Genomic DNA, 17791 nt, shown 5'->3' with positions numbered 1-17791 from the left:
GATTATATGAATAATATTACTAAAGCTAGTTTTTTTACAGCAATGATTATAGGATTTAGTGCTTGTTCTTCTACTACGAATTTAAGTGAAGTAAGACCTGTAGATAACCTTACGAGCGTTACTAATATAAAGACATTACAGGGTATGAAAGATATTGGTTTTGAATGGGATCCTATTTATGATACAAATGTAAGTGGGTATAAAATTTTTAGAAAAGAAGTAAAAGAAGATGGTACAATAGGAAATGATGTGTTGATTGCTACAATAAAAGATAGATATGCTACGCATTTTTCTGATAATAATTTAAAAACAAATACTCAATATATTTATACATTTGCTACTTTTAATGATTCTGGATTATCAACTTTGAATCAGGTTAATGTTAAAACAAAGGGTACTATATCTGGTGTTACTTTTATACAAGCAATAGCTGGATTGCCAAATAAAATTAAAATTATATGGAGACCTCATAATGATACTAGGGTTGTAAAATATAATATTTATAAAAAAGATTTAAAATCCGATAATTGGCGTATATTAGCAACGGTAAATAATCGTTTAAGTGCTGAATACATAGATACAGTTAAGCCTAATATGTATGCTAGATATAAAATTAGTGCTGTTACTTTTAATGGTGTTGAAAGTGAATTTAGCCAAGAAGTTGAAGCTATAAGTAAGGTATTACCACCACAGGTTATAAATATTCAGGCTAGTTCAAATTTGCCTAAAAAAATAATACTTACTTGGGATGCACCAAAATATAATGATTTTGCCTATTATAGAATTTATTCTTCAAGAGCTTCATTGTTGCCTTTTTTTGAATTGGCTACAACACACGAAAATCAATATGAAGATTTAGTAAATGATGATGGAGTTACTAGATATTATTATATTACGATGGTAGATAAAGATGGCTTAGAAAGTCAAAAATCAAATGTAAATGTAGCTGGTATGAGTTTAGCAAAACCGAAATCTCCTATTATTACAGGATTTGAATTATATGGTGAAACTGGTCTTAAAGTTAAGTGGGTTAATAATGATAATCGCATAAAACATTTTAAGTTGTTTAAAAATGGTACTGAAATAGCTAATGGTATCAATGGTAATTTTTTCATAGATAGTTCTTATGTATCTGGTGATACATATCAAGTTGTAGGTATAGATGAGTATGGTATAGAATCAAAAGCAAGTTCAAAATTGAGTGTTAAATAATGCCAAATTTTAAAACAAAAGAGATATTAAATTTAGAATTACCAGTAATTTATGATGGTGTTAAATTTAATTTTAGTACCACTGAATATTTAGGTGTTGTTTTAGTTCATACAAGTATAGAAGATAAAAGTTTTTTTATACAAATAAATCATAAAAAAGATGAATTTGTGATTAAAATTGACAAAATGACAAAAATTACTGATTTAGCTTTAATGCAAAAAGCACTTATGGTTTTTGAAAAATATTTTTGTAAAAATATAATTTCTAGAGCTTATGGATTTAATGATAATAAAAAACTAGCAAATAATATTATTTCTAATGTTAGTGAATTTAAAAATTATATTAATAATACTAAAAAAAATATATATTTAGAAATAGGGTTTGGTTCAGGTAGACATTTAATATATCAAGCTAAAAATAATCCAGAAAATATTTATATAGGAATTGAAATTTATAAACCAAGTTTGATTCAAGTAAGTAAGTTAGCAAAATATTTAAATAATGTTTTATTACTTGATTTTGATGCTAGAATTGCTATCAAAGAATTAGAAAATAATACTTTAGATGGTGTGTTTTTGCATTTTCCAGTCCCTTGGGATGATGCTGTTAATAGAAGAGTTGTGTCTACTGAATTTCGTGATGAGATTATGAGAGTATTAAAAAATAATGCTTTTTTTGAATTACGAAGTGATAGTTTGATGTATGTTGATTATACTAAAAATATTTTTTCAGATTTTAATTATGACTTTTTTAAAAATAAAAATGCAAAAATAATTAGTAAATATGAGAGTCGTTGGTTAAAAAATAATAAAAATATTTATGATTTTATTGTATATAAAAGTAACAATAATGAAATAGTTTTTAACAAAAATGACAATTTTAAAGTAAATTTTAAAGTAAATTTTAAAAAAATAGAGCGTATTAAATATGTATGTGATGATTTTTTTGTTAAAATTAATAGAATTTATAATGCTGGTAATTTTATAATTTTACAGGTTGCTTATGGTTCATTTGATACACCTAGTAATTCTTATCTTTTGTGTGAAGAAGGTAAAGAATTTAAATTTTTATTTTATGAATTTTGTCCGAATAATCAAAATATTAAGGCATTTAATAAGCTCAAGGAATATTTAGAATGAATTCGGCTAATGTTTTAAATGCGTCAAATTTAACAATCGCATATAATAAAGAAATAGTGATAAATAATGTAAATTTCAGCGCTTATGAAGGAGATTTTATATTTATTACTGGCAAAAGTGGTAGTGGTAAAACAACATTGCTTAAAAGTTTTTTTGGAGAAATTAGTGATTTTGATGGCAATTTGCATGTTTTATTTAAAAATATGCATAACATAAATAATGTTGAATTATTAAAATTAAGAAGAAAATTAGGAATTATTTTTCAGGACTATAAACTTATAAATGAGTTAAATGTTATTGAAAATATAGCTTTGCCATTAAGAATTGCAGGTTATAAAAATGAACAGATAATGAATCAAGTAGATATATTATTAAAATATATTAAACTTCAGCATAAAGCAAAAAAAATGCCATTAGAGTTAAGTGGTGGAGAACAACAAAGAATTGCTTTAGCAAGAGCTATTATTCATAATCCTAAAATTATAATTTGTGATGAACCTACAGGAAATTTAGATTCTCACTCAGCAGATATTATTTGGCAAATTTTAAATAATGGTGCTAGAAATACTTTTAATTCTTGTATTATAGTTGCAACTCATCAAATTCCAAAAAAAATTGATTTTTCATATAGGCATTTTCAATTAGAATCCGGAGAATTACATGAATTCGCTTAAAATACATTTAGGTTTTATATTGCCATTATTAATTATATGTTTTTGTTTTGAATTTGTATTTTTAATTACTAATACTGTAAAACATTATGAAAATAACTTAAATAATGATTATAGTGTGGTTATAGCGAGTGATATAAAACTTAGTGAAGATAATATGAAGGATGTAAAATATTTTCAAAAATTAGAAATATTAAGTACTGAAGACATTTTAAATCAGCTAAAAAATAACATATCTCAGAAAAATTTGGATACATTAAAAGATAAATTGCCTAATTTTTATAGTATTAAATTTAATAAATTTATTAATGAAAATGAAGTAAATGACATAAAAAATGAATTATTAAAAATAAAGAATATAATAAAAGTTGAAACTTTTTCTAAGACTCATATAAAAATATATAAATTATTAGTTGTTATTAAGTTTATTTTATATACATTTTTGGTTTTTGCGATTTTATTATCAATAGTTTTATTTTTTAAACAGATTAGAATTTGGTTATATCAACACCAAGAAAGAATATATATATTAACATTATTTGGTGCTAATTTTTTTCAAAAAGCATCAACTATGCTATATATCGTTTTTTTAGATAATATCATATGTTTTGTATTGCTTGTTGCGTTTTTTCTTAATTTTTATAATATTAGTTTGATAGTAGATTATTTTGCTAGTATTGGTATTGATTTGCCGGTTTTAAATTTTTTGCCTAGCTTAATTCAAATTTCTTTTTATTCTTTAATTTTTTCATTATTGTGTGTTATTATAGTTATGCTTAAGGTTAGAAAATAATGAAAAAAATTTTATTATTTTTTTTGATATTAGATTTGTATGCTAGTAAAATGGATAATAATGCAAAAAAATTAGAGCAATCCGAATATGAAAAAAAACAAATTTCAAAAAAGCTAGAGGATTTAGCAGATGAAATAATTAGTGGTGAAAAAAAATTAAATGAAATTAATGACAAGGTTAATAAAACTTCAATTGTAACTAAACAACTACAAGAGTTAGTGAATGCTCAAAATGTAGAACTTGATAATTATAAAAATAAAAACGAGGAATTAGTTAAAAGTAAAGATGAATTAAGTAATAAATTAGTTGATATTATTGCTAGGGATTTTGCGTATAATGTTATTGTTTCTAATAAATTTGCAGATAGTTCAGACAGTGTTATATCCACTGAAGTTTTTAGAAATCTTTCAGATATATTAAATAAAGAATTAAGTCAAATTGCAAAAGATTATGATAGAACTTTAGAAAAAATTGATTATAAACAAAAAAAAATTAATGAAATAAGTACAAATATAACTAATTATCAAAAACAATCTAATGAATTAATATCTCTTAAAAAAAGACAAGAAAATTTAATAAATAAACAAAAAAACGATGAAAAAATTTATAAAAAAAGATTAGCAGATATTCAAAAGCAACAAGAAGAAATTAGAAAAACTTTAGAAAAATTAAAAATAGTTGATAATAAAAAACAAGTTGAAAATAATAAAAATAACACTAACATAAAACATTCTAATGTAAAACATTCTAGCAATTTAAATTATGATGTTAAAGTATCTAATTATTCAGGCAAAAAAACCATAGCGCCTTTAGATGATTTTAGAGTTAAGAGATATTTTGGTGATTACACAGATCCGCTTTACAAGATTAAAATTTTTAATGAAAATGTTGTGTTATCGTCTAATGTTAATGATGCTAAAGTAAAGGTAGTTTTAGATGGTAAAGTTGTATTTGCTAATGATACTCAGGTGCTTGATAAAGTTGTGATAGTTGAACACGCAAATGGTATACATACAATTTATGCACATTTATCAAAATTTAGCGAGTTTGCGAAGGTTGGTAGTATTGTAAAAAAGGGTAATGTTATAGGGAGAGTAGAAAAAGATTTAAGCTTTGAAGTAACTCAAAAAAATTATCACATAAATCCATTAGATTTAATAAGTGTTAAATAAGTGTAAAATTTATTACACTTATAAAATTTTTTTCAGTTCATTTGCATGTTTTAACCATGAATTTAAGTTTTCATACTCATTATTTTCTAGCATATTTTTAAAATTTTCTAATTCATTAATAAAACCATTTAAAGCATTTAAAACATTATTTTTATTCTCTACAAAAATACTTTCCCACATGGCAGGACTAGATTTTGCAATCCTACTCATATCAGCAAAACTACCACCAGCAAGGTGTAAAATATTTTTTTTATCTTCACATTCTAAAACATAATTTGCTAAAGAAAAGCTAATTACATGCGGTAAATGTGATATTATAGCACTATGATGATCGTGGTTTATTGCGTTCATAAAAGTTATTTTCATACCTATATTTGATAATAATTCTATTGTTCTATGCTGATGAAAAACACTTGTATTTTCGGCATTACATAAAACACACACGGCATTTTTAAATAGTTCAGCAAAAGCAGCCTTTGGACCATTATGTTCAGTTCCAGCCATAGGATGTGCTAATATAAATTGTTCTTTTAATTCATTAGGTACAGCATTTAATATACTCAATTTTGTACTTCCAAATTCTATTATTGTTGTTGTTTTTGGGATATTTTTTAAATTTTTTACTATGCTAATTATACCCCCGACAGGAACACATAAAAATATTAAATCACAGGTATTTATTTTATCAAATTCAATTATTTCATGGACTAATTTTAATTCTAAAGCTTCTTTTTCGTGTTCTTTATTAGCATCTATTCCATACACAGTGCTAATGAATTTATTTTTCATTAAATTAAGTGCTAATGAACCACCTATAAGTCCTAATCCTATAACCACAGCTTTCATTTTATTCTCCTATAAATTATAATTTAGTGATTTTGAAATTCTTTGCAATTTATCTTTGATTATTGCATTATTTTCCAACACAATTTCATATTCTAATGTATTATTTTTACTGGCATTTGTATTTGTTTTATAAAAATATAAATAATCACTAGAATATGGTAAGTTAAATTCATCTTTTTTTATTTTTATAAAATTATTATATTCTCCATTAATTTTTATACTTTTAACTTTAAATTTACTAGCTATAACTGTTACATCCTTATTATCCATTATTCCTAAGTAACTAACAAAAGTATTGTTTTGGTAGTTTGAGCGAAGCATGATTTCTTTTTTATCATTGTAAAAATCTTCTTTATATGCACATGATGTTATTAATAAAATGAAAACTAAAAATATAAGTCTTTTCATGGTAATACTCTTTTGTTAAATTTAAATATTTATAATTTTCAATAAAAAAGGTAAATAAATGAAAAAAGCATTCGCATTTACTGGCCCATCAAATTCGGGCAAAACTACACTAATTTGTAAAATTTCAGAGCATTTACAAAAGCTTGGCTTAAAGGTAGCAATAATTAAGCACGACCCAAAAGATAAAGCAGTATTTGATACGAATGGTAAAGATAGTTTTAAATTCTATCAAACGGGTGCTGAAGTTGCAGTTTTAAGTCCTGTAAAAACCACTATTTTTTATCACGAAAGCTTAGAAATAGAGCAAATAATAAAGCAATTTAGTGCTGATATTGTTTTAGTTGAAGGACTTAAAAGTTTGCCTTTACCAAGATTATGTGTGTTTTGCAAAGAAGTTGATGAGAGTTATTTAGAATATTCTTTAGCATTAGCTAGTTATTCTAATAAAGATTATGGTTTAAAGCAATTTAATTTAGATGATATTGCTAGTATTAGTGAATTTGTTTTGAATAATGCTAAGGAGATTTAATGCAAGAAATAATAGAAGCTATAAAACAAAGCGTTTTAAAGATTAAGCAAAGCTTTGATAACCCTGAATATGGCTATACAGAATTAAGCAATGCTAGTGGGGATTTACAACTAAAACAAGATGTATTAAGCGATATGATAATTACAAACGAGCTTAGTAAAATTGGCTCAATTAAAGCAATTATTAGTGAAGAAAAAGAAAATCCGCAATTTTTATACGATGATGCAAAATATATAGTTGCGTATGACCCACTTGATGGCTCTTCTTTATTTGATGTTAATTTTGCAGTAGGAAGTATATTTGCTATCTATGAAAATACTGCAGAGCCTAATAGTTTAAAAGCAGCTATTTATTCAATTTATGGCCCTAGAACTCAATTAGTAGTTTGTATAAATGAGCCAAAATTATATGAATACGATGGAAAAGAATTTAAATTCTTAAAAGATTTAAAACTAAATGAAAAAGGCAAATTAAACGCAACAGGTGGCACTCAAAAAGATTGGAGTAAAGCTCATAAAGCAATGATTGATAAAATATTTAGTGATGGATACCGCTTAAGATATAGCGGTGCTATGGTTAGTGATTTGCATCAGATTTTAATAAAAGGTGGGGGATTGTTTTCATATCCAAATACAAGCGAAGCTACATTAAATGATGGTAAATTAGGAAAACTTAGGGCTTTATTTGAAGTATTTCCTTTCGCTTATATTTACGAAAAAGCTGGTGGATTTTCAAGTGATGGGATAAAAGGTTCTAAAGGATATGAGAGTTTGCTTAATTTAAAATTTAGCACAATTCACGCAAGCACACCTTGTTATCTTGGTTCAATCAGTGAAAAGGCATATTTAGATGAATATTTATGAGAGTAATTTGCAAATTGCTAAAAAGAATTTGCAAGATTGCCAACAAAAAACACAAAATAAATTATCTTGTATAGATTGTGAAAAGCTCTGTGAGTGCGATATAAGAAATGCTTTTGTAAAGGCTACTTATGAAAATATGTCGCAAGGTGCTTCACAAGATTTTAATTTTTAAGGATTTAGATGAAAACATATATTACAACTCCAATTTATTATGTAAATGACAAAGCTCATATAGGTCACGCATATACTACTATAATTGCTGATACACTTGCTAGATTTGCTAGACTTAAAGGAGATGAGACTTTCTTTTTAACAGGCACTGATGAGCATGGTCAAAAAATAGAAGAAAGCGCTATCAAAAACAACGAAAGCCCAAAAGCTTATGCTGATAAAGTTAGTAAAAGTTTTAAAGATTTGTGGGCTGAACTTGAAATTAGTAATGATTATTTTATTAGAACAACTGATGAAAATCATAAAAATTGTGTTCGTAAGATTTTTTTAAAAATGTATGAAAAAGGCGATATTTATAAAGATGAATATGAAGGTCATTATTGTGTATCTTGCGAGACTTTTCATACAAAAACTCAATTGCTTGATAATGATAAATGTCCTGATTGCAAAAAGCCTACTAGAATTTTAAAAGAAGAAAGCTATTTTTTTAGATTAAGCAAATACCAAGATAGATTATTAAAATGGTATGAAGATAATCCTACTTGTATTATGCCAGCTAGCAAAAAAAATGAAGTAATAGCATTCGTAAAACAAGGCTTAAGGGATTTATCGGTAACTAGAACTAGCTTTTCTTGGGGTATAAAAATACCTGATGAATTAAATGATAGTAAGCATATAGTTTATGTATGGCTTGATGCCTTGAGTAATTATTTGAGTGCTTTAGGGTATTTAGATAATGATGAAAAAATGTCTTTTTGGCCTGCAAATATTCAATTAGTTGGTAAAGATATTTTAAAATTTCACGCAATTTATTGGCCTTGTTTTTTAATGAGCCTTGATTTAGAGTTGCCTAAAATGATAGGAGCGCACGGCTGGTGGACGGTTGAAGGCGAAAAAATGAGTAAAAGTGTAGGAAATGTAATAAATCCTATTGATGTTAAAAATGAATTTGGCAATGAGCCTTTAAGATATTTTTTATTATCTCAAATGCCTTTTGGAAATGATGGAGATTTTAGCAAACTTGCAATGGTTAATAAAATAAATGCTGAATTAGTAAATGAATTAGGTAATTTATTAAGCAGAAGCATATCAATGGCTAAAAAATATTTTGATTTGAAAGTGGAATTTGAATCAGGATTTAGCGAAGAATTAAATAAAGCAAATGAATATTTTAAAGCAAGTATAAATGCTATAAATGAGCTTAGAATGAATGAATATATAAGCGAAATTATGAAAGCTTTAAGTATAGCAAATGCGATGGTTTCAAAATATGAGCCTTGGACTATGATGAAAAACAACGAAAGCAAACAAACTCAAAGCTTATTAGCAGTAATTTTTAACATTTTAAAAAATGCTAGTATTTTATTAAGTCCTGTTATGCCAAAAGCTAGTGCAAAAATAGCTAATGCTTTAGGAGTAAATATTGATACTAAAACATATAACGATATGTTTAATTTACAAAAAGAATTTAATTTAAAGGAATGCGAACATTTATTCTCAAGAGTTGAGCTTAAAGTTGAAAGCAAAGAAGAAGTAAAAGAAGAAATAAAAGAGCCAAAAATCAAAATTGATGATTTTGCAAAAATCAAAATGCAAGTAGCAACCGTCTTAGAATGTGAAAATGTAGAAGGTAGTGAGAAATTATTAAAATTCCAACTTGATTTAGGAACTGAAAAAAGACAAGTTTTAAGCGGAATTGCGAAATATTATAATGCTAAAGATTTAGTTGGCAAACAAATTATTTTACTTGCTAATTTAGAGAGTAGAAAAGTATTTAAGCATTTAAGTGAAGGTATGATTTTAAGTGCTAAAAATTCAGATGAAAGTTTAGTTTTATTAACACCGCTTACTAAATGTGAAAATGGTGCAGTGATTGGATAAAAATTGAATTTAAGTAATTTTAAAGAGCTAATAAATGCTGAGATTATAAATTCCACTCAATTAAGTGAATTGAGTGGATTTAGTGCTAAATTGTCAAATTTATCTTATGCTAATGCTTTTTTTACAAATAATGAAGATGAAGCAAAAATGGCTGCAATTTTAGGTGCTTATGCCATAGTTTCAGAAAAAAAACTAGAAATAATTGATAGTGATATAGCTTATTTTAGGGTTGATTCTTTAGATATAGCCATTAAAAGACTTATTAAGTTTTTATGTATTGATAAATATGTTTTTTTAATAAATGAATTAGACTGTGAATGTTTTAAACGTCTAAATTATCAACCTTTAAAGTCAAATTTTAAGGATGATTTGGAATTATTTTGTAGCAATCATATTTTAGTTAGTTGCGATGAGGAATATTTAAAATTATTAGGGTTAAGTTACAAAAAACCTGAATATAGTATAAATTTAGTTAAAAATTCAAGTTTTTTTTATCAAGATATAAGGATTAATAATGAATATCATCAAAATATAAATATTCCTAAAATTTTTATAAAGTCAGTAGCTATTGCTAGTTCATTAAATATTAATTATTCTAATGTTAAGTTGTTAGATTATGTTTTTTTTAATGAGGAAAATATACAAGTTAAAATGAGTGAAGCTAGTAAGGTTGTGTTTTTTGAAAATAATGAAATAGTTATTAGTGAGATTAAAAAATATTTAGATTTATTTGAAATTACTGAGCTTAAAAATTATACTTTTATGCTTTATAAAGGTGATAAAATTAAGTTTTTGGAACAAATTAATAATAAACAAGATAAAGGGTTATTTTTATGATTTATATAGTTTCTTTTGTGTTTTCTTTTTTGATGCTTTATTATTTAGCTTTAGTATTGCAGTTAAATAATTATAAATTTAAAAGAGTTTTATTTAATTTTTCTAAAAAGCGTTGGCATTTTTATTATCTAATAGCACCATTTTTACTCTATGTAATTACTTGTGATATTAATCATTTTTTAGCCTTAGGAGTAGCTATAATTTATCTTTTAGCTTTAATTTTTTTAGCAAAAAATATTGATAAACCCTTAGTATTTACAGCTAGAATTAAGAGATTATTTTTATTTAATTTATTAGGTGCTTTTGTATTTACCCCAATTCATTTTTATTACAAACTTGACCCACATACCTTAGATATTATAATTTTTGCATTTTTACTTTCGTATATTTGTGAGTATTTTGTAAATAAGAGTTTTTATGATAAAGCTTACAATAAAATAAGCAATTTAAAAGATTGTAAAGTAGTATTAATCACTGCAAGTTATGGCAAAACAAGTATCAAACATTACCTAGCTAGTATTACTCAAAACTATTTTAAAATTCATTATGCTAAAGGTAGTATCAACACTCTTTTAGGGCTTATTAAAGATATTAATGAAAACCTAGACCTAAATACAAATTTATTAATAATAGAAGCAGGTGCTAGAAAAAAGGGTGATATAGAAGAAATCACAAAATTAGTCCGCCCTCATTATGTGATAATAGGTCAAATTGGCACAGCTCATTTAGAATATTTTAAAAACATAGAAAATACTAAAGAAGTTAAAAAAGAAGCCCTAAAAAGCACTAGATTAGAATTAGCAATCACTCATAGTAGTGTAGGTGAGAGCTTTAGCTATGATAGTGCTTTAAGTGAGATAAAAGCTAGTTTAGATGGGCTTAGTTTTAAATGCAATGATGAAAAGTATTTTGCTAATTTATTAGGTAGTTTTAATGCTAGTAATTTATGTGCTTGTATTTACCTAGCTAAGGCTTTAGGTTTAAATTACGAGCAAATTAGCAAAGAAATAGCTAATTTAAAAGCTACAGAACATAGATTACAAATCATCTCTCGTGAGCCAAAATTTATAATTGATGATGGATTTAATGGTAATTATGATGGTATGAGTGATAGTTATAGAATAATTAAAGATTATAACTTAGGTAAAAAAGTCTTAGTTAGTCCAGGGATAATTGAAGCAAGTGAAGAGTTAAACAAAAAACTATGCGAAGTAATTAATGAATGTTTTGACTTAGCAATTATTACAAGTGAGACTAATGCTAGAATATATGATGAGAATTTAAAAATTAAAAAAATCATTCTAAAAGATAAAGCAAAATTAATTGAAACTTTAGCTAATGAAACTAAAGAAAAGGATTTAATAATATTCTCAAACGATGCTCATAATTTTATTTAAAAGTAGATTAAGTGTATTTAATAGTTATTTTTAAATTATAAGCTATTTAATTACAACAAAATATTAATAATACAGATTTGAAATTTGTATTATAAATTTTTTAAATTTTTAAAAATAAATTAGAATTTTAATATTATTTAAATTATTATAAAAATATTACAAAAAGTAACAATTAATAAAAATTAATAAAGTTTTTTGATATTTATATTTCACTAAATGCTATGATATGAAAAATATTTAAGGTATGGTATGAAAAAAACATTAGAATTCTTAAAAATACTTTTTAAGATTTTTATAATAATTGAAATAATGATTGCTTTTTACTCAGTTTTTGTAGGTGTTAGTTCAGAATTCAATATATTTGGCGCAATTCTTTTTTGCTTTTTTGAGGCTAATGGTTTTGTTTATGAAAATTTAAGTCAAATAATAATTTTATTTTGCAAAGGACTTATACTTTATCCACTAATTTATTTTAAAGTTTTTATAATCATATTTTTTATAATACTTTTCTTTAAATTAAAAAAGAAATTTAATAACAAATTAGCTTTTAAATACAGCATAATACCTATGATAATAATATTTGCTTTATGTAGTTATTTTTTAAAAGTTGTCCCTGATTACTCAAATAAAAGTCATGAAAAAATAGTAACCTTATATGGCTATAAAAAATATCAGCAAGGCTATTGCTTAGAAGAAGATAGAATATTACCTAAAGATGAGCTTTATAAAAGAGTAGTGGTTGATGATTTTACAAAGTTATTAGTGCGTGAAGATATTCTTTATAAAATGATTTATAATAGCATTACAAATCATGAATATGAGATACATAAAGATATAAATCTAGATAATTATAAAGATTACTTAAGAAAAAATGCTTATTCTAAAGAATATGTTAATTATAAAGAATTAGAACTGGTTGATTATACTAAATATCTAGTAGTTAAAAATAATATAGCAGGATTTACTAAACCTATTATTTTACCTGTAGGGGGTGCTTCTGTTTCAATTTCAGTTTATACAGATATAGCTTTTGAATTTGAAGATGATACATACGTAACTTATAGATTATTTCTTGTTGATAAATTTGATGAGCGTGAAGATAAAGCAAAAGAATATAAACATAGGCTTGAAGATATTAATTATAAGATTTTTACATACGAAGATGATATAAAGAAAAGACTTAGTTATAGACGCAAATTTGATAATTGTGGTTATTCAAACTTTAATCCAGAAAAAGAAGCAATTGAGATCTACAATGGTATTTAAAAGTATAAAAAGGAGAAAACATGGCAAATTTTAGATTAGATTTAAATGGTGATTTTACAAGCGAAATATTATCATTGTATTTATGGGGACAAAAAAGAGCTCCTAGTAAAGATGAGATAGCAAGTAATAAATGGATAGGTAGAAAAGAAGAAAGCATTACTGCTATAGTAAATGGAGAACAGTTTGTAAATAAAGCAGGTTGATTGGAGCATACAAAATGAAAATATTAAAAATAAAACTAAATTTGAAAAAGAACCTATTCAATCAAAAGTAAAAACAAGTAATCTATGGCAAGAATATATTAAATATGAAAGTGAAAATAAAAGCAAATTAGATTATAATTTATCGCAAATTAAAATTAAAAGAGAAAAAATTAAAAAATCTTTTAAAGGCTGCAATAAATTTACATTTTATAAATTAAAAAAAGAATTAGAAGATTTAAACCAGGAACAAAAAAATACATACAAAAAGCATAAAAAAATATCTTGGAAAGATTTTTTAATCTCAAAAGCACTTGAAAACAATGAAGAAGCTATTAAAGTTTTATCTAAAAAACAAATAATACCAGATAAAGACGACAATACTATTAGTTCAGAATTAAATAATAGAAAGGTTTTTAAAGATATAAAATGTATTAGCAATGATGGTTTTATGGTATATGAAAATAATCAAAGTAAAATGATAGATAAAGGAGATTTTTTAAAACTTAAAGTAGATATTAAAGATAAAGATTTTATTTTAGATTCTCTTTTAAAATCAATGGAGAGATTTGGGCGTGTTTTAGATATTAATGGTAGCGATGATTTTAAAAAACTAATATTAGATGTAGCAAATGAATATAATTTAGATATTGAATTTAAAGACTTAGCTATGAATAAATTATATAAAGCAAACCAAAGTCATAAACAAGTTTTAAAAACTAAAAATATATTACTAAAAATAGTTGATTTACAAATTAAAAATATAAATAAAGATGATAGTATTGATAATAAAAAGAAGGAAAAAATAATAAAATCATTTAATAAAACAAAGGAAAAATTATTAAATACTAATGCAACTTTTTTTGCTGGAGAATTTAAAAAACTTGGTTTTGATTATAATGATATAGATTCTTTTGAAACCTATGAAGTTAATATACAAATTGATGGATTTAAAGTTAATGATATAAATAATAATGGTTTAAAAGCTATGAATAATTATTTATTAAACAATATAAAAGATGAAGAAGAATTAAAAAAAATTAATAAGTTTTTAAGTATTTTTGATAAATCAGATAAAATCGTAGATATTACTAAAGGTTTTTATGAAAACAGAAAAGTTGATGTTGATGAATTTATAAATAAATACAATATGCAGCTTGAAAAATTAGACAAAAAAGCTAATGCAATTAAATTAGATAGTGAATTAAATATAAAAATTATTGATGATATGTATCATAAACTCAAAAAACAATCTAAATATGATTTAAAAGTTGAAATCATAGAAAGTAATGATATAAATTTAAATGATTTTTAATTAGATAAATTAAAAAGGATAAAGATATGAAATATAATTTAAAATTAAGCGACCAAGTTAAATTTTTTTACGATAAAAATATTTTAATAGATGATGATAGTAATGGTGATAATATAAACAAAAAAGAAGTATTTAAAATTTTAAAAGAAAGAAATTATTTTTTTAAATTTAAAACTTTTAATAAATGTTATGAAAAAGATAATAATGGCATATATAAAAATTTAGATTTTAAGTCTTTACATAGGTTTAATATTTTAGATGCAAGTTTTAGGTCATTAGTATTGGAGTTGTCTCTTATATGCGAACATTTATTAAAAACAAAAATTAATTATTTATGCACTACTAATAATCAAGATGATGGATATAATAGTGTAAAAGATTTTTTAAAAAACTATATGCCAAATGAATTAAAAAGATACCATAATGGTAAAAAAAATTATTATACCGAGTCTTTTATGACAAAATATAGCTCTAATTTTGCAGTATGGAATCTTTTGGAAATTTTAACATTTAGTGAAACATTAGATTTTTATAATTTTTATATAAATAAATATTATAAAGGTAAAGATTTAAAACAATTGATACTTAATGAATTATATGCAGTTAAAAATTTAAGAAATGCTGCGGCACATAATAATTGTATTTTGTATTTACTAGGGGGAAATTTACAAAAATTAGGAAATAAATATACAAATAATAATCAACAACCTAAAGGATATTCATATAATATAAAATATATTTTATATAAAAATAATATGAATGATGATTTGGGTAGAGAATTTTTATTGCACGACTTTTTATGTTTAGTATATGTATTTAATAAATTATGTCCGACAAGCCAGTTAAAAGAAAATGGTAAAAAATCAATAGAAAATTTCTTTATAAATTGCGAAAAAAAAGTATGGTTTAAAATTCCTAGAATAATAAAATACCGATATTTATTTGTTAAAAAAGCAACTAAAATAATACTTAAGTAGAACCACATATTTTAAACTCATATTTGAGATTATGTGGTTCAGGCTAGAAGCCTTTATTCTTTCCAAGTATCGTAATTATATACTTAAAAAGGTAAATATGTTTTATTTTGAATTTAATGAATCAAAATAAGCTTTAAAAAAAATCTGGATTTTCTATGGTAGCTCTAAAATTGTTTGCATATTTTGATGCTGATGAATTTATCAGTTGTTTTTTTTATTCTTCAAATATTAATAAAAATATAATCATACCTATGCTATAGGCACAAAAAGATAAACTTGCAATAAAAATTAATAAAGCTATTATACTTATTATTTCCATTCTATTCCTTTATGATATTTATTAGCTGTATTGCATCATTCTTTTACAAATAATTTAAATCTAATATAAGCACTTCTACTCATTCTATGCTTAGCTGCTTCTTGCGTTAGCTCCAATACTTCTTCTTCTGTTAAATGAATAAGTATACTTTTTGTTCTTTTTGTATTTATATCCATATTAGAGGTCTCACCTCTTGCTGCATTTACAAAATCGTTTTCATTTAGTTTTTTAAATCCCATTTTTTTATCCTTTTATAAATTTATTTGTTTTTTCTAATAATTCTTGATAAAATTGTTCAAAATCTTCACTTGCTTTAGAATTATCAAATTCATTTATGCTTTTACCTTCAATAACAGCTTTTCTATATGCTTGTCTTTCATAAATTACACTATCAAGTAAATATATATCACTAATATTTTTTTCAACTTGCAAGTCTTTTATATAGTTTTGTAAATTTTGTAAATCTTTTTGTAAGAATGGATTAGGAGAAACTCTATTTGTTACTACAAAAACTAATAAATTTTCATTAAATTCTTTAGCTTCTATGATTAATTCAAACATATGATACAAAACACTAACATCATATTGACTAGGTAATGTTGGGATTATAACTATATTAGAATTTAAAATTGCCTTTCTCATTTCTTTACTATCACGACCACCAGTATCAATAATAATTGAATCAAATTTATCTTTCATAAGTTTTATTTCATCACCTAAACTTACACCAGTTTTGCATACATTACTAAATATAGGTTTTAGATTGTTTTGACTTCTCATATCTGAAAATACTTCGGTTGATTTTTGTGGGTCGGCATCAATTAATAAAACACTATCGCCATCTAAAGTAAGTCTAGCTGCTAAATTTACAGCTAATGTGGTTTTACCACTGCCACCTTTTTCATTAATTATTGAAATTACCATTAATTTTCTCCTTTTTGAAATTCTCATATAGTCTTTAAATTTCGTTTCTCAATTTCAATTTTTGCTTCTTCTATAGTATTATATGGTGCTGTGATTTCATTAATTATTGCCATATATTTATTAAAATCTATATTCCAATAATCTGTATCTACAAGTTCATCTGTAATTTTATTAGCTCTTATAATATCTTTGTTATTTTTAAATTCTTCTAAGGTACTAACTCTAGAAATCAATCCAGAAATACCATCTAAAAGTTCAATTAATGCTTCCTTTTCCATAAATGTTGCCATTTTTTTCCTTTTTAAAAATTTTAGCATAGGTATTAAAATTAGAGCTATGCGTTTTTCTAATTTTTTAACGATTTTAAATGCTTTAATTTCAAATAAAATATTTATTATAAAATAATACTATAATTATATAAAAATAAACTTAAAATTATATAAAATATATATAAAAATTATATAAAAATAATACTATAATAATATACCTATAATTAAACCAATAAGTAAAAATATAATCTGACCTATAATAAAAGCTATAAAAATATTTTTTTTATTAAAGTCTATATTTTTTTCATTTTGGAGTTGGTTATAATTTGAATTTGAAATTTTATTTAATTTCAGTTCTTGTAAAATTTGATGATGTTTTTTAAACTCTTCTTGGATATCACTTATTAAACTTTGTTTATAGCTTTCTAAATCAGCTTTATTTTTTATTTGTGTCTTTTCAAGCTGCTTTATATAATCATCAAACATAATTTCATTAGCTGTAACGATTGCAAAAATAGGGTCATTTTCATCTAATATCAAATGATGTTTTTTTGCTATTTCATCTATAATTTGCTTTTTATCCATTTTTTTTACTCTTAGTA

Annotated in this window: 21 protein-coding genes; 15 read left to right on the top strand and 6 right to left on the bottom strand. The window is 24.0% G+C overall.

Going from position 1 to position 17791, the window contains the following annotated elements:
* Window positions 1–6: 6 nt before the first annotated feature.
* The 5 genes from NY022_RS01205 to NY022_RS01185 are packed head-to-tail and all read left to right on the top strand — an operon-like array spanning window position 7 to window position 4987.
* Window positions 7–1212: a fibronectin type III domain-containing protein gene (locus NY022_RS01205; RefSeq protein ID WP_267523199.1), complete on the top strand. Its 1206-nt coding sequence runs from the start codon at window positions 7–9 to the stop codon at window positions 1210–1212.
* Complete coding sequence (locus NY022_RS01200) at window positions 1212–2351, top strand: tRNA (guanosine(46)-N7)-methyltransferase TrmB (RefSeq protein WP_267523198.1); 1140 nt, start codon at window positions 1212–1214, stop codon at window positions 2349–2351. The genes NY022_RS01205 and NY022_RS01200 overlap by 1 nt, the downstream gene beginning before the upstream one ends.
* Window positions 2348–3025: a cell division ATP-binding protein FtsE gene (locus tag NY022_RS01195; protein WP_267523197.1), complete on the top strand. Its 678-nt coding sequence runs from the start codon at window positions 2348–2350 to the stop codon at window positions 3023–3025. Before NY022_RS01200 ends, NY022_RS01195 begins: the two co-directional genes overlap by 4 nt.
* Window positions 3012–3815 carry an ABC transporter permease gene (locus NY022_RS01190; RefSeq protein WP_267523196.1) on the top strand — a complete coding sequence of 268 codons (804 nt, stop codon included), beginning with the start codon at window positions 3012–3014 and terminating at the stop codon, window positions 3813–3815. The genes NY022_RS01195 and NY022_RS01190 overlap by 14 nt, the downstream gene beginning before the upstream one ends.
* The gene (locus NY022_RS01185) at window positions 3815–4987 is read left to right on the top strand and encodes a murein hydrolase activator EnvC family protein (protein WP_267523195.1); all 1173 of its coding nucleotides are present in this window, start codon (window positions 3815–3817) and stop codon (window positions 4985–4987) included. The genes NY022_RS01190 and NY022_RS01185 overlap by 1 nt, the downstream gene beginning before the upstream one ends.
* 18 nt (window positions 4988–5005) lie before the next feature.
* On the opposite strand, the gene NY022_RS01180 is transcribed toward NY022_RS01185, so the two are convergent.
* Both NY022_RS01180 and NY022_RS01175 read right to left on the bottom strand, forming a co-directional pair.
* Window positions 5006–5833, bottom strand: coding sequence for a prephenate dehydrogenase (locus NY022_RS01180; RefSeq protein ID WP_267523194.1), 828 nt, complete (start codon window positions 5831–5833; stop codon window positions 5006–5008).
* A gap of 9 nt (window positions 5834–5842) precedes the next feature.
* Window positions 5843–6241, bottom strand: a complete 399-nt coding sequence (locus tag NY022_RS01175) for a hypothetical protein (RefSeq protein ID WP_267523193.1) — start codon at window positions 6239–6241, stop codon at window positions 5843–5845.
* A 58-nt stretch (window positions 6242–6299) separates the two neighbouring features.
* On the opposite strand from NY022_RS01175, the gene mobB reads away from it, so the two are divergent.
* The 10 genes from mobB (at window position 6300) to NY022_RS01125 (ending at window position 15677) form a co-directional block, all read left to right on the top strand.
* The gene (mobB, locus tag NY022_RS01170) at window positions 6300–6770 is read left to right on the top strand and encodes a molybdopterin-guanine dinucleotide biosynthesis protein B (protein WP_214117536.1); all 471 of its coding nucleotides are present in this window, start codon (window positions 6300–6302) and stop codon (window positions 6768–6770) included.
* Window positions 6770–7633 (top strand): class 1 fructose-bisphosphatase, encoded by an 864-nt coding sequence (locus NY022_RS01165; RefSeq protein ID WP_214117535.1) that lies wholly within the window; start codon window positions 6770–6772, stop codon window positions 7631–7633. The genes mobB and NY022_RS01165 overlap by 1 nt, the downstream gene beginning before the upstream one ends.
* Window positions 7620–7805 carry a hypothetical protein gene (locus tag NY022_RS01160; protein WP_214117534.1) on the top strand — a complete coding sequence of 62 codons (186 nt, stop codon included), beginning with the start codon at window positions 7620–7622 and terminating at the stop codon, window positions 7803–7805. Before NY022_RS01165 ends, NY022_RS01160 begins: the two co-directional genes overlap by 14 nt.
* 8 nt (window positions 7806–7813) lie before the next feature.
* On the top strand, window positions 7814–9685 hold the full coding sequence (gene metG / locus NY022_RS01155; protein ID WP_267523192.1) for a methionine--tRNA ligase: 1872 nt from the start codon (window positions 7814–7816) through the stop codon (window positions 9683–9685).
* 3 nt (window positions 9686–9688) lie between these two features.
* Window positions 9689–10522: a hypothetical protein gene (locus NY022_RS01150; protein WP_267523191.1), complete on the top strand. Its 834-nt coding sequence runs from the start codon at window positions 9689–9691 to the stop codon at window positions 10520–10522.
* Complete coding sequence (locus NY022_RS01145) at window positions 10519–11919, top strand: UDP-N-acetylmuramoyl-tripeptide--D-alanyl-D-alanine ligase (RefSeq protein ID WP_267523190.1); 1401 nt, start codon at window positions 10519–10521, stop codon at window positions 11917–11919. Before NY022_RS01150 ends, NY022_RS01145 begins: the two co-directional genes overlap by 4 nt.
* Window positions 11920–12168: 249 nt before the next feature.
* The gene (locus NY022_RS01140) at window positions 12169–13185 is read left to right on the top strand and encodes a hypothetical protein (RefSeq protein ID WP_267523189.1); all 1017 of its coding nucleotides are present in this window, start codon (window positions 12169–12171) and stop codon (window positions 13183–13185) included.
* Window positions 13186–13205: 20 nt separating this feature from the next.
* On the top strand, window positions 13206–13388 hold the full coding sequence (locus NY022_RS01135) for a hypothetical protein (protein WP_267523188.1): 183 nt from the start codon (window positions 13206–13208) through the stop codon (window positions 13386–13388).
* 448 nt (window positions 13389–13836) lie between these two features.
* Window positions 13837–14700, top strand: a complete 864-nt coding sequence (locus tag NY022_RS01130) for an LPD7 domain-containing protein (protein WP_267523187.1) — start codon at window positions 13837–13839, stop codon at window positions 14698–14700.
* Between the two features lie 26 nt (window positions 14701–14726).
* Window positions 14727–15677 (top strand): Abi family protein, encoded by a 951-nt coding sequence (locus tag NY022_RS01125; protein WP_267523186.1) that lies wholly within the window; start codon window positions 14727–14729, stop codon window positions 15675–15677.
* Between the two features lie 354 nt (window positions 15678–16031).
* Here the strand turns inward: NY022_RS01125 and NY022_RS01120 are convergent, their stop codons facing one another.
* From NY022_RS01120 to NY022_RS01105, 4 genes are all read right to left on the bottom strand, one after another.
* Entirely contained in the window at window positions 16032–16235 is a 204-nt protein-coding gene (locus NY022_RS01120; RefSeq protein WP_267523185.1) for a hypothetical protein, read from the bottom strand.
* 4 nt (window positions 16236–16239) lie between these two features.
* Complete coding sequence (locus NY022_RS01115; RefSeq protein WP_267523184.1) at window positions 16240–16920, bottom strand: AAA family ATPase; 681 nt, start codon at window positions 16918–16920, stop codon at window positions 16240–16242.
* A 23-nt stretch (window positions 16921–16943) separates the two neighbouring features.
* Window positions 16944–17210 (bottom strand): hypothetical protein, encoded by a 267-nt coding sequence (locus NY022_RS01110; protein ID WP_267523183.1) that lies wholly within the window; start codon window positions 17208–17210, stop codon window positions 16944–16946.
* A gap of 183 nt (window positions 17211–17393) precedes the next feature.
* Window positions 17394–17774: a conjugal transfer protein TraM gene (locus tag NY022_RS01105; RefSeq protein ID WP_267523182.1), complete on the bottom strand. Its 381-nt coding sequence runs from the start codon at window positions 17772–17774 to the stop codon at window positions 17394–17396.
* Between the last annotated feature and the right edge of the window lie 17 nt (window positions 17775–17791).

Origin of the sequence: Campylobacter sp. MG1 (assembly GCF_026616895.1) — a bacterium.
GTDB lineage: Bacteria > Campylobacterota > Campylobacteria > Campylobacterales > Campylobacteraceae > Campylobacter_E.
Note: the sequence above shows the minus strand (reverse complement) of the source record. Positions and strands in the feature narration are given on the sequence as shown.